Genomic DNA, 25,654 nt, shown 5'->3' on the forward strand with positions numbered 1-25,654 from the left:
GCAACACTGCCCCCCGAGACGAGCGTGACGCTGGAGTCCCACTGAGGGGTGGGCGGGACTCCAGCGTCACGGTCGAAGGGTCGTGCTAGTACTCGATCGCCTCGATCAGCGGGCCGGGCTCGTCCATCAGCGCCCAGAACCGGTCGCGGATGGCGACCGTCATCTCCCCGGGCGCGCCGCTGCCGACCGGTTCGCCGTCGAGCGTGTTGATCGGCGTGACGCCGCCGGCGGTGGTGACGGCCATCAGTTCGTCGGCCTCGTACAGCTCGTGGCTGGTGACGTCGCGCAGCGTGGCCTCGATGCCCATGGCGTCGGCGATCTCGAACACCGTCTTGCGGGTGATGCCCGGCAACGCATTTCGCGACGGCGACGCGAGCTTGCCGTCCTTGACGATGCACACGTTGAAGCCGGGTCCCTCGGCCACGCAGTTGTCGGAGTCGAGCAGGATCGCGGTGCGGGCGCCACGGTCCTTGGCCTCGAAGCTCGCCGCCGTCAGGTCGCCCCACTGGTAGTTCTTGATCGTGGGGTCGACGGTGTTGCGGCCGGCACGTCGCACGTGGCGCGGCACGATGGCGGTGGTGCCGAAGATCTGCTCGGCGGGCGGGAACGCCCACAGGTACGGGATCGCGTAGACGTACACCTGGTGGGTGAGCTTGGTGAGGTCCTTCTCGCCCTTGCGCCTGCCGTAGCCGCGGGTGACGGTGAGGTTGACGAAGGACTCGCGCAACTGCGACATCGCGATGCAGCGCTTGGTGATCTCGGCCAGCTCGTCCTTCGACATGCCGGGATCGAGCCGCAGCTTGCGTGCGCCGTCGAGCAGGCGGTCCAGGTGGTCACCCAACCGGAACACGTTGCCGTGCCACACGTGCGCAACGGTGTAGGTGAGATCCGAGTGGCCGAAACCGGTGTCGAAGATGGAGATCCGGGCGTCCTCGGCGGGCAGGTACTCGCCCTCGATCCAGGCGACGCCGCCGGCGAACGGGCTGGAGGTGTCGAGTTCGTAGTCGCTGTACTGGATCACCGAGCCGGGCGGCGTGTCCTCACGGATGGCGCCGGGTTCGACGGCGACGAGGTTGGAGGTGCCCTTGGAGGGGTCGATGTCTGCGAGTGTCATTGTGGTGCGGTCCTTTCGGGCTCAGGAGGAATGGGTTCGGGCGTAATCGGCCCCGGCTTCGCCGCGGGCCAGCCGCGACTTCAGTCCGGTGGCCCACCAGAGCGCCGCGAGGGCGACGATGCCGAGGAAGATCCACTTGTTGCTGGTGAACTGCGGCAGAAAGAGCAGGGCGACGGCGACACCGACGAACACCACCAGGGCGGTGACGTAGAGCGGCAGGCGGAACCGGCCGAGATCGAAGGTGCCGGGTTCGGCAGCGGGGATGGTGCCCTTGCGGTAGCCGACCAGCAGCCCGATGGTCTGCAGGATGTAGACGAAGAAGAACAGCAGCGACGCGATGCCGATGATGTAGTTGAACGCCTTCTCGTTCACCAGCGCCGACAGCAGCAGGATGGCCGACAGGCAGCCCAGACCGAGGACGGCGAACGTCGGCGTCTTGCTCTTCGGCGAGACGCGGCGCCACACGTGCGACAGCGGCAGCATGTTGTCGCGGGCCATCGAATACGTCAGCCGGGTGGCCACCAGGATGTTGGCCAGCAGGCACGCCAGGATGTTGGTGAGTGCCACGGCGACGACGATCTTGGTGACCACGGGCCCGGCCTGCTGGGTGATGATCTCCTCGATGGGCGCCGCGCTGTTGGCGGCGACGGCGTCGGCGTCCTTGATGGCGAGGACGTAGACCAGGTACATGAGGAACTCGACGACGATCGAGGTCACCAGGGCGTAGAACATGGTGCGCGGCACCACGCGGCGCGCGTCCTTGGTCTCCTCGGCGACGTCGGCACCCGACTCGACGCCGATGAGCCCAAAGAACGGGCCGAGGGCGGCGGCCAACCAGGCGAGCAGGTAGGAGTCCTTGTCGCCCGACTCGCCCCCGGTGAAGAGCACCGAGAACGGCTGGTGGTTCTCCGGCGCCGAGAAGGCGATGATCGCGATCAGTGCGGTGGCGCCGACCGTGATGACGAGTTCGAGGCTGACGCCGATGTTGTTGACCATGGTCGCGAAGCGGACGCCGTAGATGTTGATGAGCACGCAGACGAACACGACGCCGATCGCGACCAGGATCTGCGCGGTCTGGCTCATGCTCCACCCGAACAGGCCGCCGAGGTAGCCGGACAGGATGAACCCGACGCCGGTCATGCCGCAGACCCACCCGAGCAGGGCGATGACACCGGTGAACCAGGCCAGGTTCGGCCCGTTGATGCGGCTGATCCACTGATAGGAGTAGCCGGCGAGCGGCAGCTTGGCGGTGAGGTCCGCGGCGATGAAGGCCCACAGCGCGAACACCGCGCCGGCCAGCAGCAGCGTCCACACGAACGGTGCGCCCGCGGTGAAGTAGCCGGCGCCGAAGCCGGTGAACACCGCGGTGGTGGCACTGATGGTGGCGAAGCCGATGGCGAAGGACGCCAGCGTGCCGACCGAGCGGTCGAGTTTCTGTTCGTAGCCCAGCTCCGCCAACTTGGCGTCCTCGGCGTCGGGCAGGTCGGGTCGCCGTGAATGAGTCGGCGATGCGAGGGATTCGGTCATGGTCACTCCAGGTGAGAGGCAGTGGTGGAACACCCGAAGACAGGAAAGCGCTCCGAACCGTTCACCGGAAGTTCGGACTTTCTATCTATTCATCAACGTCGTTTATCAATCGATTGCCGAGCCTGGGGCGTCGCCGAAGCTCCACTCCGCTTGCACGTGCGTGACCAGCGCTTCCGCCTGCGGAGAGAGCGACGCGGGGTGCCATGCCAACGCGGTGAAACTCGGCGGTCGGTCCGTGATCGGGATGTACACGATGCCCGGCCGGTCGTAGAACCGGGCCACCGACGAGGTGGTGAAGCTGATGCCCAGTCCCCGCGCGATGCACGTCGTCTCGGCCTCGTAGGTCGCGGCGATCGCGGCGATGGTGGGCGGTCGGTTGCCGCGCACGTCCATCGCGAGCCAGTAGTCCCGCCAGGTGCCTGCGGTCAGCGGGGCGCACACGATGGGGTCGTCGAGCAGTTCGGTGATGGCGACCTCGGACCGGTGGGCGAGCCGGTGGTCGCGCGGCAGACACGCCACCCAGGACTCGGAGTCCAGCATCAGCATCCGGTGCTCCGGCAGGTCGACCGGCGGGCGGATGATCGCGACCTCGGTACTGCCGTCGGCCAGCCCGGCGGTCGGGTCGGCGAAGTCGAACTCGATCGGTTCCACGGTGACGTCGGGGTAGGCGGCCTCGAAGTGGCGCACGACCCGGAAGAGCAGGTCGGCGCCGGTGCCGATGAGGTACCCGAGCCGCAGCACGCCGTGCCGGGTGCCCGAGAGGGTGACGAGGTTGGCGACGACGGCGTCGACCCCGGCCAGCGCCTGCTGGACCTGCGGCAGCCACGCCGCACCGAGGTCGGTGAGCGCCACCTCGCGCGTGCTGCGGGTGAACAGCGCGACGCCGAAGGCATGCTCGAGCTGTTTGATCGCCGTGGACAGCGCCGGCTGGGTGATGAACAGCCGTTCGGCGGCACGCCGGTAGTTCAGCTCCTCACCCAGCACGGCGAAGTACCGCAGTTGACGCAGCGTCACGTCGGCGGCCATGTGCCGAAACTACGGTCGTCGACGCGACACGCCGTGGAGCGCGCCGACGACCGGAGTGTCGGTGGTGCTACCGATCGCCGGGGTTACGGATCGCGGGGGAGGCCGAGCAGGCGCTCGGCGATGATGTTGAGCTGCACCTCGGACGTGCCGCCGTAGATCGTGGTGGCGCGGCCGGCGAGCAGGTACTCCGCCCAGGTGCCGGAGAGCTGGTCGTGGTCGCCGATCGCGGCGTCGGTCCCGAACGAGGAGACGCCGAACTCGGCGTAACCCTGCCCGGTCTTCATCGACAGCAGCTTGCTGATCGCCGCGTTGGGCATCGGGTCGCCGCCCGCCAGGGTCAGCAGCGTGGAGCGCAGGTTGAGCACCTTGGCCGCGTAGCCCTCGGCGATCAGCCGGCCCGCTTCGTACTTCTGGATCTGGTCGAAGTGGCCCTCGCCGAGGAACGACACGAACTGGTCCAGGCTGGCGAGGAACGGCGGCTCGCTGCTGCCGATCGAGACGCGCTCGTTGGTCAGCGTGTTGCGGCTGACCTCCCAGCCGCGGTTCACCTCGCCGAGCACCATCTCGTCCGGCACGAACACATCGTCGATGAACACGGTGTTGAACATGGCGTTGCCGGTGAGTTCGCGCAGCGGCTTCACTTCGACGCCCTCGGCCGCCATGTCGAGCAGGAAGTACGTGATGCCCTGGTGTTTCGGAGCGCTCGGGTCGGTCCTCGCCAGCAGCGCACCCCAGGCGGAGTACTGGGCGCCGGTGGTCCAGATCTTCTGGCCGGTGATGCGCCAGCCGCCGTCGACCTTGGTGGCCTTGGTCGTCAGGCTGGCCAGGTCCGACCCGGCGCCGGGCTCGGAGAACAGCTGGCACCAGATCATCTCGCCGCGGAACGTCGGCGGCAGGAAGCGCTGCTGCTGCTCCTCGGTGCCGTAGGCGACGATCGACGGGATGATCCACGCCGCGATGCCCATCTGCGGCCGCTTCACCCGGCCGGTCGAGAACTCCTGCGCGATGATGATCTGCTCGATCGGGGTGGCGCCGCGGCCCCACGGCTTGGGCAGGTGCGGCTGCACCCAGCCCCCCTCGGCGATCGCGGTGTTGCGCTCCTCGCTCGGAATCGCCTTCAGCCCGGCGACCTCCGCACGGATCTCCTCGCGCAGCTTCTCGGTGTCCGGGTCGAGGTCGATGTCGATGGACCGCAGGCCGCGAGACGTGGCCAGGTCGGCCACCTGCAGCGGGTAGTCCGACGTCCGGCCGAAACCGGCCACCAGGGCGATCGCCCGGCGGTAGTAGACGTTGGTGTCGTGCTCCCAGGTGAAACCGATGCCGCCGTGGACCTGAATGCAGTCCTGGGCGGTGTGCTGGGCCGCGGCCGGGGCCAGCGTCGCGGCGACCGCGGCGGCGAACTCGTAGGCGTTGCCGTCCTCGTCCGGCGTGCGGGCGGCCTCCTCGTCCAGTGCGCGCGCGGCGTCCCAGACGGCGCCGGTGGCGCGCTCGGTTTCGGCGATCATGTTGGCGCACTTGTGCTTGATGGCCTGGAACTGTCCGATGGGACGGCCGAACTGCTCGCGGATCTTGGCGTATTCGGCGGCGGCATCGGTGGCCCAGCGGGCGACGCCGACGCACTCGGCGGAGAGCAGCGTGGTGATCAGCGCGCGGGCACGGGGCTTGGCCAGCTGGGCCAGCACACGGTCGTCACCGACCTCCACGGCGTTGGCGCGGACGTGCGCGATCGGCCGCAACGGGTCGACGCTGGCGACGGGCTCGATCTCGACCTGGTCGGCGTCGAGGACCACCCACTCCTCGCCGCCATCGATGGCGACGGGCAGCACCAGGATCGACGCCTGGGCGGCGGCGGGCACTGCACGGACCTCGCCGCGGATGACCAGCGAGCCGCCCTGCTTGGTGGCGGTGAGGCCGGAGTCGATGGCGTAGGCGGCGATGACCTCACCGGACGCCAGACCCTCCAGGCGCTTGTCCTGCGGATCGTTGGCGGCGATCAGCGCGCTCGCGATGGCCGAGGGGACGAACGGACCCGGGACGGCGCCGTAACCGAATTCGGCGAGCACGATGGCCAGCTCGAGGATGCCGAAGCCCTGACCGCCGACGGCCTCGTCGAGGTGCACGCCCTGCAGGCCCTGCTCGCCGGCGCCCTTCCAGTAGCTGGGCGGGTTGGCGATCGGCGTCTCGAGGGCTTCGTGCAGCACCTCGGACGGGGCGACGCGCTTGACGAACGACCGTACGGAGTCGGCCAGGTCGTTGTGCTCGGGCAGGATCGCGATGGGCATGTCTGCTCCTTTGAAGCCATCGTCAAATCAACCGGTCGGTTGGGACCGACGATACCCAATCGGTCACCGGCGATCGACGGCGACGTCGTTCACCAGGTTCACCAGGTCGTCGCCGCGGTACAGCCGGCGGCAGTCGTCGATCGCGAGGGCGAGGTAGCGGCGCATCGTGTCGGCGGTGTACCAGGTGACGTGCGGGGTCACCACCACGTTGTCCAGTGCCAGCAGCGGGTTGTCGAGCGACACCGGTTCGGTGCCGAAGACGTCGAGACCGGCGGCGGCCAGCCGCCCGTCACGCAGCGCCGTCGCCAGCGCCGACTCGTCGACGATCGGCCCGCGGGACGTGTTGACCAGCACGGCGCCGGGCTTCATCGCCGCCAGGGCCGCCGCGTCGAGGAGGTGCTCAGTGTGCGCGGTGAGGGGCAGGTGCAGGGAGACGATGTCGCTGTCGGCCAACAGCTTTCGAAGCGGTCGCCAGTCGGGGTGGCCGTCGTCGCGCGTGCTGGTGTGCAGCACCCGGGCTCCCATCGCGGCGACGATCCGCTCCACCTGCCGGGCGACGTTGCCGTAGCCGACCAGTCCGACCACGCAGCTGCCGATGTCGCGGACGGTCTCACCGAGCGACGGGTCCGACGGCCAGCCGCGGCCCTCGCGCGTCAGCCGGTCGAGCTGCGGCAGGCGGCGCAGCGCGGCGAGCATCAGCAGCAGCGTGCCCTCGGCGACCGAGGGCGCGTTGGCGCCCGGCATGTTCGCGACCGCGATGCCGTGCGCCGTGGCGGCGTCGACGTCGATGGTGTTGACGCCCGCGCCGAGCTTGTGGATCAGCCGGCACCGCGTCGCGGCGGCGACGTCGGCGGCCGACAGCGGGCGCAGCACGTGCCACACGACGTCGGCCTCGGGGAGTTCGCGGTAGAAGGCGTCGTCGTCGGTCTCGGCGCAGAACCGGACGTCGAGCCAGTCGGCCTCGGCGGCGACCATGTCGCGCACCGTGGCGCCGGGGACGAAGTGTGCGAGCACCCGAAGCGTCACGCGCCTCAACCTAGCGAAAGCGCTTGGCGATCCACTTGGCGATCACGTCGGCCTGCTCGCTGCGGGCACCCGGGGTGGTGAAGTAGTGGTCCGAGTCGATGGCGCAGCTGGTCTTGTCCGTGCTGGCCAGCGCGTCGAAGATCGTCGCGGCATCCGACGGGAACACCCCGGTGTCCTGCTCGGCGGTGATCACCAGGGCGGGGCAGTCGATGCGGGCCAGGTGCGGCTCGGCGCGGGTCTGGGCGTACCGCAGGCTCCACATCCCCATCCAGCTGCGCAGCGTGCATGCGGCGGCGATCCCGCGGGCGGACCGGTTGGCCTTCGCCGGATCGCCCGCGTAACAGGTGTTCGCGGGCCGCCTGCTGGGTTCCAAGGTCGGGTCCACCATCCGCGGGTCGGCCCAGGTGCGGTGCACCGCGAAGGGACGGTCGACGAAACCCGCTGCGCGCACGCGCTTCAGCTCGGTCTCGGCCCAGTCGGTGATGGCGTGGTTGCGGCGCAGCTGCGCGGCGCGGTAGCGCGCGACGAAGTCCGGGTCGTAGGGCGGCCCGTTGCGCGGATCGAACAGGTCGATGTCGGGATCGGTGGCGACGGGGTCGTTCTCGTCGACGACGGCGCCGTCCATCCACGCCGTCAGCACCTCGGGCCGGCCGGGGTGCGCGGCGCTGGCGACGTAGCCGTCGGCCGCGACGAGGTCACCGAGGCCTGCGGCGGGCCGCATGCCGCCCACCGGCTGCACGTGCGGGTCGACGGCCTGCGCCTGGTAGGCCGCCATCAACGAGCCGCCACCCGAATTGCCCAGCAGCACAACGGCGTCGACGTTCTGCGTCTCGCGCAGCCAGCGCACGCCCACGCCGATGTCGACCAGCGCGTGGTCGAGCAGGAAGCTGCTCTCGTACCCGCGGAAGCGGGTGTTCCAGCCGAGGAAGCCGATGCCCCGGGTGGCCATGTAGTCGGCGAGGTAGTGCTCGGAGAAGTCCACCTGGTAGTGGGCGGCGATCATGGCCACCTTGGGTTTGCGGCCGACGCCGCGGTAGTAGACGCCCTGGCAGGGGTGTCCGCCCGAACTCGCCCGGCGCGCCGACGGGGAGTCCAGGCCGATGAACTCCCGCGTGACGCCCGGCGTGCCCCCCGACGTCCTGGTCATGTCGACGCCCCCTCGCAGTGAATGGTCGGCTGCCCGGCTCACCTGTGGCGGATCATTCCGATGGTAGGTTCCCGGCCTGATCTTGGTCGGCGAATGGGGAACCGGATGTTCGCTCGTGCTTTCCGCGCCGACACTCCGCGAGTTGCGCGCGACCTCGGCGTGTCGCGTCATCTTCCGCAGTCTCGGCGCACCACTCGGCGCATCCCCCGCGCCGACCCCCGCGATGCCGTCAGTGCAGCCGGGGGTCGGTGATGGTGTCGAGGATCGCCGCGAGCTGGTCGACGAGTTCCTCGGGCGCCAGATCCACCCCGCTGGCCAGCCACGCGCTGATGACCTGCCCGACGCCGCCGACCGCGAAGTGCGCGGTGGCCATGCCGGTACGGCTGGTCCGGGCGTCATCCCCGCGCAGGGCGGCCCCGATCTCGCGGCCGTACAGCGTCGCGAGCAGCACGCCGGACTCCGCCCGCTTGGCGGCGACGACGCCGTTGGACAGCTGCGCACTGAACAGCAGCCGGCCGATCCGGGCGTCGGAGGCGATGGCGCGGACGATGTTCGCCATGCCGGCCCGGTTCTGTTCGAGCGCCGGCGCCGCGGCCACCGCGGCCTGCGTGGTGGCGGCGAGGTCGGCGACGACGGCGTCGAACACCGCCCCGACGAACTGGTCGCGGTCGGCGAAGCCCTCGTAGAAGTACCGCGCGGCGAGCCCGGCCTCCCGGCAGACGGCCCGCACGGTCAGCTCGGCCGGCGCCTCGGACCCACCGAGCACCGTCAGCCCGGCGTCGATGAACCGCCGGCGCCGTTCGGCGACGCGTTCGCCCGCCTCGACGCCGCGATACGGCCTGACCTGAGCCATCACGCCATCTTGACACCCGTCGCGAGCACGCACCAGAATCAGGAAACACGCGTTCTCACTTTTCAAGACGACCCGAGCGCGGTGACGAAGGAGTCGGTCGATGACGATCAGCGACAGCCACGTCGAGCGCGGGGTCGCCGCCCCTGCCCGACCGAAAGCCCCCACGCTCACGGCCCCCACCCGGCCGAAAGCCCGCGCCCGCGGTGCCGGCTTCGACGACGGCCTGATGGGCGTCGCGCTGCTCGCGGGCCCGGCGAACGTGATCATGCAGCTGGCACGTCCCGGCGTCGGCTACGGCGTGAAGGAAAGCCGCGTCGAGAGTGGCCGCGTCGACCTGCACCCGATCAAGCGGGCCCGCACCACGTTCACCTACCTCGCCGTGGCCACCAAGGGGACCGACGCCCAGAAGGCGGCGTTCCGCCGTGCCGTGAACACCGCGCACGCGCAGGTGTACTCGACCGACGAGAGTCCGGTGCGCTACCACGCCTTCGACAAGGACCTGCAGCTGTGGGTGGCCGCCTGCCTCTACAAGGGCGGGGTCGACGTCTACCGCCTCTTCGTCGGCGAACTCGACGACGAGACCGCCGACCAGCACTACCGCGACGGCATGCACCTCGGCACCACCTTGCAGGTACCTTCGGAGATGTGGCCCGCCGACCGTGCGGCGTTCGACCGGTACTGGGCCGAGTCGCTGGAGAAGGTCCACATCGACGACGCCATCCGCGAGTACCTGTACCCCATCGCGGCCAACCGGATCAGCGGCGTGAAGCTACCCCGGGCACTGGCCCGCCGGTCCGAGGAGCTGGCCCTGCTCATCACGACGGGCTTTCTGCCGCAACGCTTCCGCGACGAGATGCGGCTGCCGTGGGACGAGACGCGACAGCGCCGCTTCGACCGGCTGATCCGGGTGCTGAGCCTCGTCAACCACGCGCTGCCCAGCCCGGTGCGGCAGTTCCCGTTCAACGTCCTGCTGCTCGACGTCGACCGGCGCATCCGCAAGGGTCTGCCGCTCATTTGACCGGCGGCGACTGTCAGGATGGCGGCGTAGCCTCGCGCTACATGCGGCCCACCGGAGACGAGCGCGATACCTGGGACATCACGACCAGCGTCGGGTCCACGGCGCTGTTCGTCGCCGCGGCGCGGGCGCTGGAGGCGCGCAAGCCGAGCCCGCTGGCCGTCGACCCCTTCGCGGAGCTGTTCTGCCGCGCGGTGGGCGGGGATTGGGCCGCCGTGCTCGATGGGGCGACGGGCGACCACGGCCCCCTGCGGCTGCGGTCGGACTTCGGTGACCACTTCACGTCCTTCCAGGGCGCGCGCACCAGGTACTTCGACGCCTACTTCGCCGCCGCGGCCGAGGCCGGCGTGGAACAGATCGTCCTGCTGGCCGCCGGACTGGACTCGCGGGCCTTCCGCCTGCCGTGGCCGGACGGCACCGTGGTCTACGAACTCGACCAGCCGCGCGTCCTCGACTTCAAGCGCGAGGTGCTCGTCCGCAACGGCGCCGAGCCGCGCGCCGAGCGCCGCGAGGTGCCCGTCGACCTGCGCGACGACTGGGCCGGTGCGCTCCGGAGCGCCGGCTTCGATCCCGGTCGCCCATCGGCCTGGCTCGCCGAGGGACTGCTCATCTACCTCCCGGCGACGGCCCAGGAGCAATTGTTCACCGGTATCGACGGGATGGCCCATTCGGGCAGCTGGGTCGGCATCGAAGAGGGTGCACCGATGCCGCAGGCGGCCTTCCTGGCAAAGCAGCAGGAGGAACGCGACGCCGGGGACGAGGGAACCTTCTTCACCCTCGTCTACAACGAGCAGCACGAACCCGCCGAGAGCTGGTTCACCGCGCGCGGCTGGACCGCCACCACTACGCGACTGCCTGCCCATCTGACTCAGCTGGGCAGACCCATCCCGGCCGACGATCCCGAGGCGGGCGCAATGGCCTCGTCGATCAGCCTGGTGACCGCCACCAAGGCGTGACTCCCCGTCGTCGCCGCCGGTGAGCGGCACCGTGACCGTGCGTCTCGACAGCTAAGTTATGCAATGCTAACTTCGGCGAGTTAGCTTAGGCATACATAAGGGAGATGGCGGGGCTCGGCGCTCCGGCGATACGCACATGGTTAGTGACACGCTTGCGGGGGCGCGGGTGGACCGCGAAGTTCTCAGTCGGTTCGCGACGTGCTGTCGGGCGTTGGGCCTCGTGGTTCACGACCGGCGCCGTCCGGCCGACCTCGCCGAGGCGCGGACCGGTTTCGGTGAGCTGACCCGGATCGCCCGCGAGCAGTGCGACGCCTGGGTCGGCCTCGCCGCCGCCGGGGACACCAGCGCCCGCGTCCTCGAGTCGGTCTGGTGCACCGTCGCCACCGCGGGCACGCTGCAGGACCACCTGGAGATGACGCCGGGAGACCTCGGCTTCCACTACGACACCGGCCTTTACCTCACCTTCCGCGCCGCCACCGCCGACGACTTCGCCCTCGCCTACGCCGCCACGCTGTCCGACCGGGGCGAGCACGCCGCCGGCGACCGGCTGGTCGAGGACGTGCTGCAGCGCCGCCCCAGCTGGCTGGATGCGCGGTGGGTGCGCGTCGCGATGTACTACCGCACCGAACGCTGGTCGGACGTGGTCCGCCTGCTCACCCCGGTGGTGAACGACCCGCGCCTCGACGAGACCCAGGCCCACGCCATCCGCGTCGCGCTCGGCACGTCGCTGGCGCGGCTCGGCATGTTCGCGCCCGCGCTGTCCTACCTCGAGGATCCGTCCGGGCCGGTCGACGTCGCCGTCGTGGACGGAACGCTGGCCAAGGCGCTCGCGCTGCGCGCGCAGGGCGAGGACCTCGACGCCGCCGACACGCTGGCCGAGCTGTACGCGGCCAACCCGGAGCACGAGCAGGTCGAGGTCGCGCTCTCGGACACGTCCTACGGCATCGTGCCGACCACCGCGGCCCGCATCGAGGCCAGGACCGATCCCTGGGACCCGGCGACCGAGCCCGACGAGAACGACTTCGTCGACCCCGGCGCCAAGGAGCGCAAGGCGCACCTGCTGGTGGAGGCGGAAGCCGAACTCGCCGAGTTCATCGGCCTCGACGAGGTGAAGTACCAAGTGGCACGGCTCAAGTCGTCGGTGGCCATGGCGATCCGGCGCCAGGAACGAGGGCTGGCCGTCGCCCAGCGCACCAACCACCTGGTGTTCGCCGGCCCGCCCGGTACCGGCAAGACGACCATCGCGCGCGTGGTCGCCAAGATCTACTGCGGCCTCGGCATCCTCAAGAAGGAGACGGTCCGCGAGGTGCACCGCGCCGATCTCATCGGCCAGCACATCGGCGAGACCGAGGCGAAGACCAACGCCGTCATCGACAGCGCGCTCGACGGCGTACTGTTCCTCGACGAGGCCTACGCGCTGGTGTCCACCGGCGCGAAGAACGACTTCGGCCTCGTCGCCATCGACACCCTGCTGGCGCGCATGGAGAACGACCGCAACCGCCTCGTCGTCATCATCGCCGGCTACCGCAAGGACCTCGACACGTTCCTCGACACCAACGAGGGCCTGCGGTCGCGCTTCACACGCAGCATCGACTTCCCGTCCTACACGTCGCACGAACTCGTCGAGATCGCCCAGCGGATGGCCGAGAAGCGCGACAGCATCTTCTCTCCCGCGGCGCTGGACCACATGGAAACCCTCTTCGCGCACCTCGCGACCGCCACCACGCCGGACTCGACGGGCGTGCCGCGCCGCAGCCTGGACATCGCCGGCAACGGTCGCTTCGTCCGCAACCTGGTCGAGCGGTCCGAGGAGGAGCGCGAGTACCGACTCGACCATTCCGATGCGCCCGACTTCACCGACGACGAGCTGATGACCATCACCGACACCGACGTCACCGACTCCGCCGTGCCGCTGCTGCGCGGCCTCGGCCTCGCGGTGCCCCAGTGACCGGCCCCGGCGAACCGGACCGCCGGACCTTCGCGTCCCGCACGCCGGTCAACGAGAACCCCGACCGCGTGCGGTACCGCCGCGGCTTCGTCACCCGCCACCAGGTGTCCGGCTGGCGATTCGTTCGGCGCCGCACCGCCGCCGGGCTCGCTCTGCACGACACCCGGATGCTGGTCGACCCGCTGCGCGCGCAGTCGCGCGCCGTCCTGGTCGGCGCGCTGCTGCTCGTCACCGGCGTGATCGGCTGCTTCGTCTTCTCGCTGATCCGCCCCGCCGGCGATGCCGGTGACAGCGCGATCCTCGCCGACCGCGAGACGGCCGCGCTGTACGTGCGTCTCGGCGACCAGGTCCACCCGGTGCTCAACCTGACCTCGGCCCGCCTCATCGCCAACCGCGCCGAGAACCCCACGACGGTCAAGAGCAGCGAGATCGACCAGTTCGCGCGCGGTAACCTCGTCGGCATCCCCGGCGCACCGGAACGCATGGTGCAGAACGGCACTCGCGACGCCGAGTGGACGGTGTGCGACGGGGTGTCCGGCCCGGCCGCCGGCACCACGCTCGTCACCGGCCCCCTCACCTCGACGAGCGAACGGGCCGCGCCGCTGCCGGAGGACACCGCCGTCCTGGTCCGCAGCGATCAGGCGCCCACGGCAGGCACCTGGCTGCTGTGGCAGGGCCGGCGCAGCGCCATCGACCTCGCGGACCGCGCCGTCACCAGCGCGCTGGGACTCACCGGTGACGTCCCCGCGCCGCGTCCCGTCGCGGCCGGCGTGTTCAACGCCGTACCCGAGGCGCCCGGCCTGAGGGTGCCCGCGATTCCCGGTGCCGGTGAGCGACCCGCCTACCCGCTGCCCGTGCCCGCCCCGATCGGCGCCGTCGTCGCGTCGTTCGACACCGACGACACGCTGCGGCACTACGCGGTGCTCGCCGATGGGCTGCAGCCCATCTCACCGGTCGTCGCGGCGATCCTGCGCAACAGCGACTCCCACGGCCTCGACCAGCCGCCGCGCATCGGCGCCGACGACGTCGCCCGGCTACCGGTGGCCGCCGCCATCGACGTCGACGCCTACCCGCGCGACCCGGTGCGGATCACCGACGCCGCGTCGGCGCCGCTGACCTGTGCGCACTGGTCGCACCCGGCCGACGCCACCGGTGCGTCGCTCGATTTGCTCAGCGGTGCAGCACTTCCCGTCGCCGACGACCGACGCCCGGTGAGTCTGGTCGGCGCCGGCGCAGGCGGCACCGCCGACCGCGTCGTCACCGCGCCCGGCACCGGCTTCCTCGTCCAGACCGCCGGCCAGGACGTCCGGCAGCAGCCCGCGTCGCCCGCGGCCGGGTCGCTGTTCTGGGTGAGCGACACCGGCGTGCGCTACGGAATCGACGGCGAGGCCGACGGACCGCAGAGCACCCTCGGCGCACTCGGCCTGACGCCGCCACCGCTGCCCATCCCGTGGGCGATCCTCAACCAGTTCGCGCCGGGGCCGACGCTGTCCCGCGCCGATGCGCTGCTGGCGCACGACGGGCTGGCTCCGGATCCTCGCCCCGCCGTCGTGAGGGAGAACCCGTGACCACCACCGAGCCGTCATGAGCCGCGTGATCTTCGAGGCGCGTCGCCGCATCCCGGTGCCCGCCGCCCGCAAGGGCACCATCAGCATCGAGCCGCCGCCCGAACTGCCGCGCCTGGTGCCGCCGTCGCTGCTGCGCCGCGTGCTGCCGTATCTGATCGTGCTGCTGATCGTCGGCATGATCGTGGCGCTGGTCGCCACCGGCATGCGGCTGATCTCGCCGACGACGCTGTTCTTCCCGTTCGTGCTGCTGCTGGCCGCCACCGCGATGTACCGCGGCTCGAACGACAAGATGCGCACCGAGGAGGTCGACGCCGAACGCGCCGACTACCTGCGCTACCTGTCGGTGGTGCGGGACAACGTGCGGGCGCACGCCGCCGAGCAGCGTGCCGCGCTGGAGTGGTCGCACCCGGACCCGACGGTGCTGGCGGAGGTGCCGGGCACCCGCAGGCAGTGGGAACGCGATCCGCACGACGCCGACTTCCTGGTCCTGCGCGCCGGTCTGCACGACGCGCCGCTGAGCGCGACGCTGCGGGTGGGGGACGCGGGCGACGAGATCGACCTGGAGCCGGTCTCGCACAGCACGCTGCGCAGCCTGCTGGAGGTACAGCGCACGGTACCCGCGGTGCCGACCGGCATCGACTTGAAGAAGGTCTCCCGCATCACGGTCCTCGGTGATCCCGACGAGGTCCGCGCCGCGCTGCGGGCCTGGGTGGCCCAGGCCGTCACGTGGCACGACCCCGCCGTCCTCGGCGTGGCCGTCGTCGCGCCGGACCTCGAGGACGGCGCCTGGTCGTGGTTGAAGTGGTTGGCGCACAGCGATGTTCCTGGTCGTGTCGACGGCGTCGGGCCGGCACGCTACCTGGCAGGCAGCACCGTCGAACTGCGTGACCTGCTCGACCCTGCACTGTCCGACCGCGCAAGCTTCGGCTCCGCCGACGATGCGGTGCGCCACCTGCTGGTGATCGTCGACGACCCGGAGGCGGCGCCCGACGCGGTGGTACCGCGCGCCGGCCTCGCGGGCGTGACCGTGGTGGCGCGCGCCACCGAGGAACCGCACCGCGAGCAGTACGCCGACCCCGAACGCCCCATCCTGCGGGTGATCGACGGCCGGATCGACCGGTGGCAGTCCGGCGGTTGGCAGACCCACGTCGCGCAGGCCGACGCGTTCGCGATCGCCGACGCCGAGCACCTCGCGCGGCGGCTGGCGCGCTGGGATTCCAATCCGCGGCAGGCACGGTCGACCAACGCCGGTCTCGCCACGTTCGGCACACTGCTCGGCATTCCGGACGCCGCAGCGCTCGACGTCGCCGACCTGTGGGCGCCGCGCAGCCGCGCCGACGAGCTGCGCGTGCCGATCGGCGTCACCGCCACCGGTGAGCCCCTGATGTTCGACCTCAAGGACGAGGCCGAGGGCGGCATGGGCCCGCACGGCCTGATGATCGGCATGACCGGGTCGGGCAAGTCGCAGACCTTGATGTCGATCCTGTTGGCGCTGTTGACGACGCACTCGACCGACCGGCTCATCGTCATCTACGCCGACTTCAAGGGCGAGGCCGGCGCGGACATCTTCCGCAACTTCCCGCAGGTCGTGGCCGTCATCTCGAACATGGCCGAGAAGCGGTCGCTGGCCGACCGGTTCGCTGACACGCTCCGGGGCGAGGTCGCGCGGCGCGAGCAACTGCTCATGGAGGCCGGCCGCCGCGTGCAGGGCAGCGCCTTCAACTCGGTGGGAGAGTACGAGGCGGCGATCGCGGCGGGTCACGACCTGCCCCCGCTGCCCACGCTGCTGGTGGTGGCCGACGAGTTCTCGCTGATGCTCGCCGACCATCCCGAGTACGCCGACCTCTTCGACTACGTCGCCCGCAAGGGCCGCTCGTTCCGGATCCACATCCTGTTCGCGTCGCAGACCCTGGACGTGGGCCGCATCAAGGACATCGACAAGAACACCTCCTACCGGATCGGCCTGAAGGTCGCGAGCCCGTCGATCAGCCGCCAGATCATCGGCGTCGACGACGCGTTCCACATCGAGGCGGGTCCCGAGCACAAGGGCGAGGGCTTCCTGGTCCCGACCCCCGGTGCGATCCCGGTCAAGTTCCGCAGCACCTACGTAGACGGCATCTACGACCCGCCGCGCGCGCCGAAATCGGTGATCGTGCAGGCGATCCCGGCCCCGCAGCCGTTCCCGGCCGGCCACGTCGAGGCGCCCGCCGAGACCGTGCTGCTCGCCGGTGCGGCCGGCGACGTCGACGGCGAGGAGCGGCCGCCGCGCAAGCTGGTCGCCACCATCGGCGACCAGCTGGCCCACTACGGACCGAAGGCCCCGGCGCTCTGGCTGCCCCCGCTCGACGAGCCGATCGCGCTGGCCGAGCTGCTGCACCGCACCCGCGTGCCGGAGCGCCAGTGGCGCTGGCCCCTCGGCGAGATCGACCGGCCCTTCCAGATGCGTCGGGACCCGCTGCTGTTCGACGCGACGTCGGCCGGGGCCAACCTGATCATCCACGGCGGTCCCAAGTCGGGGAAGACCACGGCGCTGCAGACCTTCATGCTGTCGGCGGCCGCGCTGCACTCACCGCGCGACGTGACGTTCTACTGCCTGGACTACGGCGGCGGGCAGCTGCGGGCGATGTCCGATCTGGCCCACGTCGGCAGCGTCGCGTCGCCGCTGGAACCCGAGCGCATCCGTCGGACCTTCGGCGAACTGGAGCAGCTGCTGCGGGCCCGCCAGCACCGGGCCGTCCACGGCAACGGCGGCGAGCAGAACGACGGTCACGGCGAGGTGTTCCTCGTCATCGACAACCTGTACGCGTTCAGCCGCGACAACACCGACGCGTTCAACACGCGGAACCCGTTGCTGGCGCGCGTGACCGAGCTGGCGAACACCGGCCTGTCGTACGGCATCCACGTCGTCATCACGACGCCGAACTGGCTCGAGGTGCCGCTGGCGATGCGCGACGGGCTCGGCATGCGCCTCGAACTGAAGCTCTCGGACTCCCAGGACAGCAATGTCCGCGTGGTGGGAGCACTGCGCCGGGCCGCCGACGGCGTGCCCGCGGACCAGCCCGGTCGCGGCCTGACCATGGCGGCCGAGCACTTCCTGATCGCCGAGCCCGCGCTCGCGACCATCGGTGCCCTCAACGCGCGCTACCCCGGGCAGGCGGCACCGCCGGTTCGGCTGCTGCCGTCCAAACTCGTCCCGGCGGCGGTCGCGCCGCTGTACCGCGGGGGAGAACGCGTGGTCGTCGGCCAGCGCGAGGAGGATCTGGACGCGGTGGAGGTCGACTTCGCGCACAACCCGCTGCTGATGGTCTTCGGCGACGCGAAGTCCGGCAAGACCACGCTGTTGCGTCACCTCATCCGGACCATCCGGGAGAACTCGACGCCGGATCGCGTCGCGTTCACCGTGATCGACCGTCGTCTGCACCTGGTCGACGAGCCGCTCTTCGCCGACAACGAGTACACCCCGAACGTCGACCGGGTCACGCCCGCCATGCTCGGTCTGGCCGCGCTGCTCGAGAAGCGCCGTCCCCCCGCGGGTCTCACGCCGGCACAGCTGAGCGGGTGGTCCTACGAGGGACACACCCACTACCTGATCGTCGACGACGTCGACCAGATTCCCGACGCGCCGGCCGTCAGTGGGCCCTACGTCGGTCAGCGGCCGTGGGCCAACCTCATCGGACTGCTCTCGCAGGCAACCGAACTGGGCCTGCGGGTGATCGTGACGGCGCGTGCCACCGGCTCGGCGCACGCGCTCATGACGGCGCCGCTGCTCCGCCGCCTCAACGAGCTGCAGGCGACGACCATCATGCTGTCGGGCAACTCCCAGGACAGCGGCAAGATCCGCGGGCACCGCTTCACGCGGCTGCCGGCCGGCAGGGGCCTGTTGCTCGACGACGGGGACTCGGCCACGCACGTGCAACTGGTGAACCCGTTCGCCGACGAGGCGGCGGCGCGTACCAATCAAGGAAGGGAGTTCAACCGATGACCCTGCGAGTGGTTCCGGAGGGCCTGGCTGCGGCCAGCGCCCAGGTGGCCGCGCTGACGGCACGGCTGGCGGCCGCGCACGCCGCCGCGGCGCCCGCCATCACCGCCGTCGTCCCGCCGGCCGCCGATCCGGTCTCGTTGCAGACCGCGACCGCGTTCAGTGCGCACGGCGCCCAGCACCAGGCCGTCGCCGCCCAGGGCACCGAGGAACTCGGCCGCTCCGGCGTCGGGGTGGGCGAATCGGGCACCAGCTACGCCACCGGCGACGCGATGGCCGCGAGCAGTTACACGATCGCGGGCAGCTGAGCGATGACCGCTCCGGTGTGGATGGCGCTGCCGCCCGAGGTGCACTCGGCGCTGCTGAGCAGCGGCCCCGGGCCCGGGGCGCTGCTCGCCGCGGCGGGAGCGTGGCAGTCGCTGAGCGTCGAGTACTCGACGGCGGCCGCCGAGCTGACGAGTCTGCTGGCGGCCGTTCAGTCCGGCGCCTGGGAGGGACCCAGCGCCGAGCAGTACGTCGCCGCGCACGCGCCGTACCTGGCGTGGCTCGCGCAGGCCAGCGCCAACAGCGCGGCGGCGGCCGTGCAGCACGAGACCACCGCGGCGGCCTACACGACGGCGGTGGCGACGATGCCGACGCTGCCCGAACTGGCGCTCAACCACGCCATGCACGGCGTGCTGCTGGCCACGAACTTCCTCGGCATCAACACCATTCCGATCGCCCTCAACGAGGCCGACTACGTGCGCATGTGGGTGCAGGCCGCGACGACCATGAGCACCTACCAGGCCGTCGCCGGGGCGTCGGTCGCCGCGACGCCGACGACGGCGCCGGCCCCGGTGCTGCTCGCGCCGGGCGTCGGGGAGGCCGGTGACGCCGGAGCGAACGCGCAGCAGCTGTTCGCACAGGCTCGGGCGGTCGATGCCGGTGCCGCGCTGAACGATTCGGACTTCCTGCAGCAGCTGCTGCAGACGTTGATGCGGTTCTATCAGGCGTACACCGACTACACGAACTCGCTGTTCGAGCCGATCACCCAGTTCCTGCAGGACCCGATCGGCAACAGCATCGACCTGATCACCGGCCTGCTGACCAACCCCGGACCCACGCTCGTCGAGTACGGCCCCTTCCTGTTCGCCGTGGCCTACCAGGCGGTCTCCTGGGTCGGCGCCTCGCTGACCTACCCGCAGATCCTGCTGCAGCCGCTCCTGGCCATCGGCCTCGGCGTCGGCGGCTACTTCCTGCAGCAGTACCTCGACCGGCCCCTCCCGGCACCCGACGTCGCACCGGCCCCCGAACCCGCTCCCGCCGCGCCGGCGCAGCAGACGCCGGCGCCACGCGCCGAGCAGCCGCTGCCGGTGGCCAGCGTGGCGCCCACCGTCCCGACCGCGCCCGCCGCACCCGCCCCGTCGGTACCGGCGGGCACCGCGCCCGGCGTCGGCGCCGCCGCGGCCGCGGCGCCCGGCTTCGCGCCCTACGTCGTGCCGGGCGGCGACGCCGGTCCCGGCGCGACGCCGACGCTGCGCGAGGGCACCGGCGCCAAGGCGCCCGCGTCGGACATCGCCGCGTCCGCCGCGGCGGCGTCGGCCGCGTCCTCGCTGGCCAAGCGCAAGTCGCGGCGCAAGCGCGCCGCGCAACTCCACGAACGCCAATACGCCGACGCCTACGCCGATTACGAACCGGACGCCGATCCCGACCCCCGACCGGAACCACGGCCCGAGCCGCGAACCCGTGCCTCGGCCCGCGGCGCCGGCCAGATGGGCTTCGCGGGCACGCTCACCGAGGACGCCGCGAATGCCGGTGACGTGCAGGGGCTCACGCAGCTCCCCGACGACCCCTACGGCGGCGGCCCGACGGATCCGCTGCTGCCCGGCACCTGGGATCCGGAAGGGGGCGCACGCACCTGAACCACCCGATGCACCAGCACCCGCACGATCGACCCCGAAAGGACATCCCATGAGCCTCCTCGACGCTCACATCCCCCAGCTCGTCTCCTCCGAGGCGGCCTTCGCCGCCAAGGCCGCGCTGATGCGCAGCACCATCGCCCAGGCGGAGTCCGCCGCCCAGGCCTCGCAGGCCTTCCACATGGGTGAGTCGGCGGCCGCCTTCCAGGCGGCGCACGCCCGCTTCATCGAGGTCTCCGCGCGGGTGAACGCCCTGCTCGACATCGCCCAGGCCAACATCGGCGACGCCGCCGCCACGTACGTCGCCGAGGACGCCGCCGCGTCCACCACCTACACCGCGATCTGACGCGGACTCGAGAGAAGGGAACGCTCCCATGTCGCAGATCATGTACAACTACCCGGCCATGATGGCGCTGTCGGCCGAGATGAACGGCTACGCCGGTGCGCTGCACGCCGTCGGTGCCGACGTCGCCGGCGAGCAGGCGGCGCTGTCGGCCGGCTGGCAGGGTGACACCGGCATGTCCTACCAGGCGTGGCAGGCGCAGTGGAACACCAGCCTCGAGGAGCTGGTCCGCGCGTACCGCGCCATGGCCAGCACGCACGAGACCAACACGATGTCGATGAGTGCGCGCGACGCCGCTCAGGGCGCCAAGTGGGGCGGGGCCTGATGTCCCGCTCGACGGGCCGCCGCCGATGACCCGTGGCTGCTAACGCCGTCGAGCTGACGGTCGAGCAGGCCTGGTTCGTCGCGGATACCGTCGGCGCGGGCAGCTTCCCGTGGGTGCTGGCCATCACGCCGCCCTACGCCGAGGCAGCCCTGCGGGCGCCGTTCGAGGCCCGCGTCCGCGCCGAGCTGACCGAGCTGGGCGTCCTGTCGGCCGACCGCGTCGCCCCCGAGGTCGCGCGCTGGGTCACCACGACGTGCCGCCCCCGCCGCTGGCTGGAGCTGCGCTTCGTGTCGAGCCGCGGAGACGTGTTGCGCGGCAACGTCGCTCGGCTGCGTCACCAGACCGTGGTCGCGCTGCGGACCGGCTCGCGGGTCGCGTTCACCGAACTCGACGTCGACGATCCGCGCGCGCTGGTGCCGGTGCTGACGGCCGGTCTCACCGGCCGGCCACCCGCCCGGTTCCCGGAGTTCGCCCTGGCGGCCCGCGTCGGCGCGCGGGCCGACGAGCGTCTGCGCCAGGGCGCGCCCCTGGCCGACGTGGTGGCCGATCTCGGCATCCCGCCGGGTGCGCTGCACGTCGTGGAGGCGGCGTTCGCCCCCGGGCGCAGCTACGTCGAGATCGTGGCCGGCGACCACCGCGACGGGCACCGCGTCAGCACGGACGTCGGCGTGAGCGTCGTCGACACCCGCGCCGGCCGGGTGCTCGTCAGCCCGCACCGGGGCTTCGACGGCGAATGGATCTCGACGTTCGCACCCGGCACCCCGCTCGCCATCGCGGCGGCCGTCGAGCGGCTCACCTCGGCACTGCCCGACGGCCCCTGGTTTCCGCACGCCCGCCTCACCCGCGACTTCGAACAAGGAATGGAAGAACAACGATGCCCGAGTCCGACACCCTCGCCGACCCCGTGACGGGCCCGTCGGTCGTGCCGATCGTCCGGGTCGCCGTGCTGGCGACCGGGGAGGACGGGAGCCGCCTGGTCGACGTCGCGCTGCCCACCGAGCTGCCGCTACGCGAGATCCTGCCCGCGGTGCGGCGCATGGTGCTGCCGCCGTCGGACGCCGGTGAGCAGGCCGTCGACGGAGCACCCCGGCCGCTGTCGCTGGCCCCGATCGGCGGTGCACCGTTCAGCCTCGACGCGACGCTGGACACCGTCGGCGTCACCGACGGGGATCTGCTTACGCTGCAACCCCTTCCGGCGGGTCCGCCGGCACCGCGCATCGTCGAGGACATCGCCGACGCGGCCGCGATCTTCTCCGCGGCGCGCGAGAAGCCGTGGAACGCCGCGCACGTGGCCCGCGGTGCGGCCGTCGCCGTGCTCGCGCTGATCGTGCTCGGCACCGTCATCGCCACCGCGCACCGCGTCCTCACCGGCGAGCAGGCAGGCCTGTTCACCACGAGCGGCATCGCGGCACTCACCGTGCTCGGCGCGCTGGTGACGCGCGGCCGCTCACCGCTGCTCGCCACGGCGCTGGCGGTGACGGCGCTGGCGCCCATCGCCGCCGCGTTCGCCCTCGCCGTGCCCGGTGACCTCGGCGCGGCCCAGGTGCTTCTCGCCGCCGCGGGTGTCACCGCCTGGTCGGTCATCAGCATCACCGTGGGCGAGCGGGCCATCGCGGTGTTCACCGCCGCGGCCACCGTCGGATTCGGCGCTGCCGTGACGGCCGGCGCCGCCGCGCTGTGGGCGCCGAGCCCCACCGTGCTGGGCTGCCTGCTGGTCCTGCTCGCCCTGCTCGTCACAGTCTCGGCCGCGCAGCTGTCGGCCCTGTGGGCGCGCTTCCCGGTGCCGGTGATTCCCGCGCCGGGCGATCCCGCCCCGTCGGCGCCGTCGGCGAGCCTGCTCGCCGACCTGCCGCGCCGGGTGCGCGTCGGCGACGCCCACCAGACCGGCTTCATCGCCGGCGGCGTCCTGCTCGCGGTGGCCGGGTCGGTGACGTTGGTGGCGCCGCAGGACGTCTCGGGCTGGGCCTGGTACGTCGTGGCGGCCGCCGCACTCGGCGCCGCGCTGCGCGCCCGGGTGTGGGACTCCGCGCCGTGCAAGGCGTGGCTGCTGGCCCAGCCGTCCCTGGTCGCGGTGACGCTGAGCGCGGTGTTCGCCGTCCAGGAGCGCCATCAGGCCGCGTGGCTGGCGCTCATCGTCGTCGCCGCGCTGACCGTGGTGTGGGCGATCGCCGCGCTGTACCCCGAGGTCGCGTCGCCGGACACCTACTCGCTGCCGATGCGCCGCCTGGTGGGTTTCCTGGCGTCTGCACTCGACGCGTCGCTGATCCCGGTGATGGCCTACCTCGTCGGCCTGTTCACCTGGGTGCTCGAGCGGTGACGCGGAGGCGACTGCGCGCGGGCGTCTCGGCGCTCGCCGTCAGCGCCGCCGTCGCGGTGACCAGTTGTCCTGCGGCAGGCGCGATCACGCCGCCTCAGGTCGATGCACAGGCGACACCCCCGGCCGGGACGGCGGGACCGGTGCAGGCCATGCTGCAGCGCGGGCAGTGCCTCACCGCGGGCGTGCTGCCCGGCCGCGATCCCGGGGCACCCAACGCCAACGACCAGCTGCTGAACATCGCCGGCGCGTGGGCCTACAGCCGCGGCGAGGGCCAGACCGTCGCCGTCGTCGACACCGGCGTGCGCCCGGGGCCGCGGCTCCCGAATGTCGACCCCGGCGGCGACTTCGTCGAGACGACCGACGGGCTGACCGACTGCGACGGCCACGGCACCCTGGTCGCCGGCGTCATCGCGGGGCAGCCGGGTGCCGACGCCTTCTCCGGCGTCGCGCCCGCCGCCCGCATCCTGTCCATCAGGCAGACCTCGGCGCGGTACGCACCGCGCGCCGGCGGCGCCGATCCCACCGTCGTGCGGGCGAGCGTGGACGTCGCCACGATGGCGCGCGCGGTGGTCCGCGCCGCCGATCTCGGCGCCCGCGTCATCAACGTCTCCACGGTCACCTGCGTGCCTGCCAACACCGCGGTCGACCAGACCGAACTCGGTGCGGCGCTGCGCTACGCCGCCGTCGACAAGGACGCCGTCATCGTCGCCGCGGCGGGCAACGACCGCGCCGGTTTGAATGCCGGGACGGCGTGCCCGTCCAACGCACTGTCGGATCCGTCCCGGCCCGACGATCCGCGCAACTGGGCCGCGGTCACCACGCTGGCCATCCCCGCCATGTGGCCGCAGTACGTCCTGTCGGTCGGGTCGGTCACCCCCACCGGGCAGCCGTCGGACTTCACCTCGGCCGGTCCGTGGGTCGGGGTCGCGGCGCCCGGCCAGGACATCGCGTCGGTGGGCAACGCCGACGGCGGCGGGCTGGCCAACGCGCTGCCCAACGACCGCGGCGAGCTGTTCGAGCTGCGCGGCACCAGCTATGCCGCGGCGTACGTGTCCGGGGTCGCGGCGCTGGTCCGCAGCCGCTTCCCGCAGCTGCGGGCCGAGGACGTCATCCGCCGGATCACGGCCAGCGCACACGGCGCGGCGCGCTCGCCGTCCAACCTCGTCGGCTTGGGCACCGTCGATCCGGTGGCGGCGCTCACCTGGGACGTCCAATCCCTCGGCGGCACGGCGGAGTTCGGTGACACCGAGCAGCCCTCGCCGGCGGTCGTCGCCGCGCCCGCGGACCCCGTTCCCGCCGACCACACCGGCCGCACCGTCGCCTTCGTCGGCGCCGGTGTCCTGCTGGTCGCCGCCGCGGTGACCGCGGTCGCCGCCCACCGACGAAAGGAGGCCCGATGACGGCCCGAATCGCCCTGGCCCTGCTGGTCATCGTCCCCGCGGCCATGGCCCAGCCGTGGCGCACCACCACCCAGCAGGTGGTGCTCGGCGTGGCCGTCGCCGTCGTCGTGCTCGCCTTCGCGTGGTGGCGCGGCGCCTTCCTCACGACGAGGATCGCCCGCCGATTCGCGGTGTGGCAGCGCAACCGCGACACCTCGGATCCGAAACCCGTTGCGGCGGTCAGTGTCCTGCTGACGGTCGACGAAGGTGCCGGTGGGGCGCTGCCGCTGGACCTGCTGGCCGGCCACGTCGAGCGGTACGGCGTCCGCTGCGCGAAGGTCCGCGTGACGAACCTCGACGCCGCCGGGACGCGCCGAACCTACGTCGGCCTGACTCTGCGGGCCGAGGACAACCTCGCCGCGCTGCGCGCACGGTCGGCGTCGTTGCCGCTGTACGACACCGCCGAGGTGCTCGGCCGCCGCCTCGTCGACCAGCTGCGCGAACTCGGCTTCGAGGCGTCGATCACCGACGCCGCCGAGGGACCCTGGACGGCCCGGGCCACCGAGACGTGGCGCGGCATGCGCGATGCCGCCGGCTATCTGGTGGCGTACGGGATCCCCGTCGACGACCACCTGGGTGACCGGCTGGCGCACGTGTGGTCGTACACCAACCGCGGTACCTGGAGCGCACTCGAATTCCGGGGCAGTGCAACGTCGCTCACCGTCAGCGCGGTCTGCGCAGTGCGCAGCGACGAGGCGCCGGGCGCCGTCCCGGTCCCGGGCCTGCGCGTGCTCGACGGACGGCAGAAGCCCTTGCTGACGGCACTGGACCCGCGCTCGGTCGAGCCGCTCGACGTGCCCGCGGTGCCGCTGCCCGCCGGTCTGCTGCGGCGCATCGTCTGGCCGGCGGGGGCGGCGCGGGAGGTCGGCGCGCACGCCCGCGGCTGAGCCC

The 25,654-nt window shown here is 71.8% G+C and carries 20 protein-coding genes; 13 read left to right on the forward strand and 7 right to left on the reverse strand.

The genetic code is table 11. The annotated features are described in order from the left end of the window. Positions 1–85: 85 nt before the first annotated feature. The 7 genes from FZ046_RS08400 to FZ046_RS08430 all read right to left on the reverse strand — a co-directional run bounded on the left by FZ046_RS08400 (position 86) and on the right by FZ046_RS08430 (position 8,975). Positions 86–1,114 (reverse strand): aminotransferase class IV, encoded by a 1,029-nt coding sequence (locus tag FZ046_RS08400; protein ID WP_070355142.1) that lies wholly within the window; start codon positions 1,112–1,114, stop codon positions 86–88. Between the two features lie 21 nt (positions 1,115–1,135). Further along, positions 1,136–2,641, reverse strand: coding sequence for an APC family permease (locus tag FZ046_RS08405; protein WP_070355158.1), 1,506 nt, complete (start codon positions 2,639–2,641; stop codon positions 1,136–1,138). A gap of 105 nt (positions 2,642–2,746) precedes the next feature. Then, positions 2,747–3,667: a LysR family transcriptional regulator gene (locus FZ046_RS08410; RefSeq protein ID WP_170292412.1), complete on the reverse strand. Its 921-nt coding sequence runs from the start codon at positions 3,665–3,667 to the stop codon at positions 2,747–2,749. A gap of 83 nt (positions 3,668–3,750) precedes the next feature. After that, a complete protein-coding gene (locus tag FZ046_RS08415; RefSeq protein ID WP_070355141.1) occupies positions 3,751–5,949 on the reverse strand; it encodes an acyl-CoA dehydrogenase family protein in 2,199 nt (732 codons plus the stop codon). Positions 5,950–6,012: 63 nt separating this feature from the next. Further along, a complete protein-coding gene (locus tag FZ046_RS08420) occupies positions 6,013–6,924 on the reverse strand; it encodes an NAD(P)-dependent oxidoreductase (RefSeq protein ID WP_083298464.1) in 912 nt (303 codons plus the stop codon). 61 nt (positions 6,925–6,985) lie between these two features. Further along, positions 6,986–8,122 (reverse strand): alpha/beta hydrolase, encoded by a 1,137-nt coding sequence (locus FZ046_RS08425; protein WP_070355139.1) that lies wholly within the window; start codon positions 8,120–8,122, stop codon positions 6,986–6,988. Between the two features lie 229 nt (positions 8,123–8,351). Next, positions 8,352–8,975 (reverse strand): TetR/AcrR family transcriptional regulator, encoded by a 624-nt coding sequence (locus FZ046_RS08430; RefSeq protein ID WP_070355156.1) that lies wholly within the window; start codon positions 8,973–8,975, stop codon positions 8,352–8,354. Positions 8,976–9,075: 100 nt separating this feature from the next. Here FZ046_RS08430 and FZ046_RS08435 point away from each other — a divergent pair, with 100 nt between their 5' ends. From FZ046_RS08435 to eccE, 13 genes are all read left to right on the forward strand, one after another. Further along, the gene (locus FZ046_RS08435; RefSeq protein ID WP_070355138.1) at positions 9,076–9,993 is read left to right on the forward strand and encodes an oxygenase MpaB family protein; all 918 of its coding nucleotides are present in this window, start codon (positions 9,076–9,078) and stop codon (positions 9,991–9,993) included. A 41-nt stretch (positions 9,994–10,034) separates the two neighbouring features. Further along, positions 10,035–10,946, forward strand: a complete 912-nt coding sequence (locus tag FZ046_RS08440) for an SAM-dependent methyltransferase (RefSeq protein ID WP_070355155.1) — start codon at positions 10,035–10,037, stop codon at positions 10,944–10,946. A 136-nt stretch (positions 10,947–11,082) separates the two neighbouring features. Beyond that, positions 11,083–12,894 carry a type VII secretion AAA-ATPase EccA gene (eccA, locus tag FZ046_RS08445; protein WP_070355137.1) on the forward strand — a complete coding sequence of 604 codons (1,812 nt, stop codon included), beginning with the start codon at positions 11,083–11,085 and terminating at the stop codon, positions 12,892–12,894. Continuing rightward, positions 12,891–14,462, forward strand: coding sequence for a type VII secretion protein EccB (eccB, locus tag FZ046_RS08450; protein ID WP_070355136.1), 1,572 nt, complete (start codon positions 12,891–12,893; stop codon positions 14,460–14,462). Before eccA ends, eccB begins: the two co-directional genes overlap by 4 nt. Before the next feature lie 16 nt (positions 14,463–14,478). After that, positions 14,479–18,444 carry a type VII secretion protein EccCa gene (gene eccCa, locus FZ046_RS08455; protein WP_149484229.1) on the forward strand — a complete coding sequence of 1,322 codons (3,966 nt, stop codon included), beginning with the start codon at positions 14,479–14,481 and terminating at the stop codon, positions 18,442–18,444. Next, positions 18,441–18,749: a PE family protein gene (locus FZ046_RS08460; protein ID WP_070355134.1), complete on the forward strand. Its 309-nt coding sequence runs from the start codon at positions 18,441–18,443 to the stop codon at positions 18,747–18,749. Before eccCa ends, FZ046_RS08460 begins: the two co-directional genes overlap by 4 nt. A 3-nt stretch (positions 18,750–18,752) precedes the next feature. Beyond that, complete coding sequence (locus FZ046_RS08465; protein WP_149484230.1) at positions 18,753–20,342, forward strand: PPE family protein; 1,590 nt, start codon at positions 18,753–18,755, stop codon at positions 20,340–20,342. Between the two features lie 49 nt (positions 20,343–20,391). After that, positions 20,392–20,685, forward strand: a complete 294-nt coding sequence (locus FZ046_RS08470) for a type VII secretion protein EsxS (RefSeq protein ID WP_070356361.1) — start codon at positions 20,392–20,394, stop codon at positions 20,683–20,685. Between the two features lie 28 nt (positions 20,686–20,713). Continuing rightward, a complete protein-coding gene (locus tag FZ046_RS08475; protein WP_070356360.1) occupies positions 20,714–21,007 on the forward strand; it encodes a WXG100 family type VII secretion target in 294 nt (97 codons plus the stop codon). Between the two features lie 32 nt (positions 21,008–21,039). After that, on the forward strand, positions 21,040–21,915 hold the full coding sequence (locus FZ046_RS08480; RefSeq protein WP_070356359.1) for an ESX secretion-associated protein EspG: 876 nt from the start codon (positions 21,040–21,042) through the stop codon (positions 21,913–21,915). Continuing rightward, on the forward strand, positions 21,882–23,324 hold the full coding sequence (eccD, locus tag FZ046_RS08485; protein ID WP_070356358.1) for a type VII secretion integral membrane protein EccD: 1,443 nt from the start codon (positions 21,882–21,884) through the stop codon (positions 23,322–23,324). The genes FZ046_RS08480 and eccD overlap by 34 nt, the downstream gene beginning before the upstream one ends. Continuing rightward, a complete protein-coding gene (gene mycP / locus FZ046_RS08490) occupies positions 23,321–24,724 on the forward strand; it encodes a type VII secretion-associated serine protease mycosin (protein WP_070356357.1) in 1,404 nt (467 codons plus the stop codon). Before eccD ends, mycP begins: the two co-directional genes overlap by 4 nt. Beyond that, positions 24,721–25,650, forward strand: coding sequence for a type VII secretion protein EccE (gene eccE, locus FZ046_RS08495; protein ID WP_070356356.1), 930 nt, complete (start codon positions 24,721–24,723; stop codon positions 25,648–25,650). Before mycP ends, eccE begins: the two co-directional genes overlap by 4 nt. The last annotated feature ends 4 nt before the right edge of the window (positions 25,651–25,654 follow it).

This window comes from Mycolicibacterium grossiae (assembly GCF_008329645.1).
Lineage (GTDB): Bacteria > Actinomycetota > Actinomycetes > Mycobacteriales > Mycobacteriaceae > Mycobacterium > Mycobacterium grossiae.

Excerpts from the sequence above, each read along its gene's own strand:
- FZ046_RS08460 (WP_070355134.1), top strand. The coding sequence starts at position 18,441 with ATGACCCTGCGAGTGGTTCCGGAGGGCCTGGCTGCGGCCAGCGCCCAG.
- FZ046_RS08405 (WP_070355158.1), bottom strand. The coding sequence starts at position 2,641 with ATGACCGAATCCCTCGCATCGCCGACTCATTCACGGCGACCCGACCTG.
- eccD (WP_070356358.1), top strand. The coding sequence starts at position 21,882 with ATGCCCGAGTCCGACACCCTCGCCGACCCCGTGACGGGCCCGTCGGTC.
- eccA (WP_070355137.1), top strand. The coding sequence starts at position 11,083 with ATGGTTAGTGACACGCTTGCGGGGGCGCGGGTGGACCGCGAAGTTCTC.
- FZ046_RS08400 (WP_070355142.1), bottom strand. The coding sequence starts at position 1,114 with ATGACACTCGCAGACATCGACCCCTCCAAGGGCACCTCCAACCTCGTC.
- FZ046_RS08470 (WP_070356361.1), top strand. The coding sequence starts at position 20,392 with ATGAGCCTCCTCGACGCTCACATCCCCCAGCTCGTCTCCTCCGAGGCG.
- FZ046_RS08465 (WP_149484230.1), top strand. The coding sequence starts at position 18,753 with ATGACCGCTCCGGTGTGGATGGCGCTGCCGCCCGAGGTGCACTCGGCG.
- FZ046_RS08430 (WP_070355156.1), bottom strand. The coding sequence starts at position 8,975 with ATGGCTCAGGTCAGGCCGTATCGCGGCGTCGAGGCGGGCGAACGCGTC.
- FZ046_RS08410 (WP_170292412.1), bottom strand. The coding sequence starts at position 3,667 with ATGGCCGCCGACGTGACGCTGCGTCAACTGCGGTACTTCGCCGTGCTG.
- eccE (WP_070356356.1), top strand. The coding sequence starts at position 24,721 with ATGACGGCCCGAATCGCCCTGGCCCTGCTGGTCATCGTCCCCGCGGCC.
- FZ046_RS08440 (WP_070355155.1), top strand. The coding sequence starts at position 10,035 with ATGCGGCCCACCGGAGACGAGCGCGATACCTGGGACATCACGACCAGC.
- FZ046_RS08425 (WP_070355139.1), bottom strand. The coding sequence starts at position 8,122 with ATGACCAGGACGTCGGGGGGCACGCCGGGCGTCACGCGGGAGTTCATC.
- FZ046_RS08435 (WP_070355138.1), top strand. The coding sequence starts at position 9,076 with ATGACGATCAGCGACAGCCACGTCGAGCGCGGGGTCGCCGCCCCTGCC.
- eccCa (WP_149484229.1), top strand. The coding sequence starts at position 14,479 with ATGAGCCGCGTGATCTTCGAGGCGCGTCGCCGCATCCCGGTGCCCGCC.
- FZ046_RS08420 (WP_083298464.1), bottom strand. The coding sequence starts at position 6,924 with ATGGTCGCCGCCGAGGCCGACTGGCTCGACGTCCGGTTCTGCGCCGAG.
- FZ046_RS08475 (WP_070356360.1), top strand. The coding sequence starts at position 20,714 with ATGTCGCAGATCATGTACAACTACCCGGCCATGATGGCGCTGTCGGCC.
- FZ046_RS08415 (WP_070355141.1), bottom strand. The coding sequence starts at position 5,949 with ATGCCCATCGCGATCCTGCCCGAGCACAACGACCTGGCCGACTCCGTA.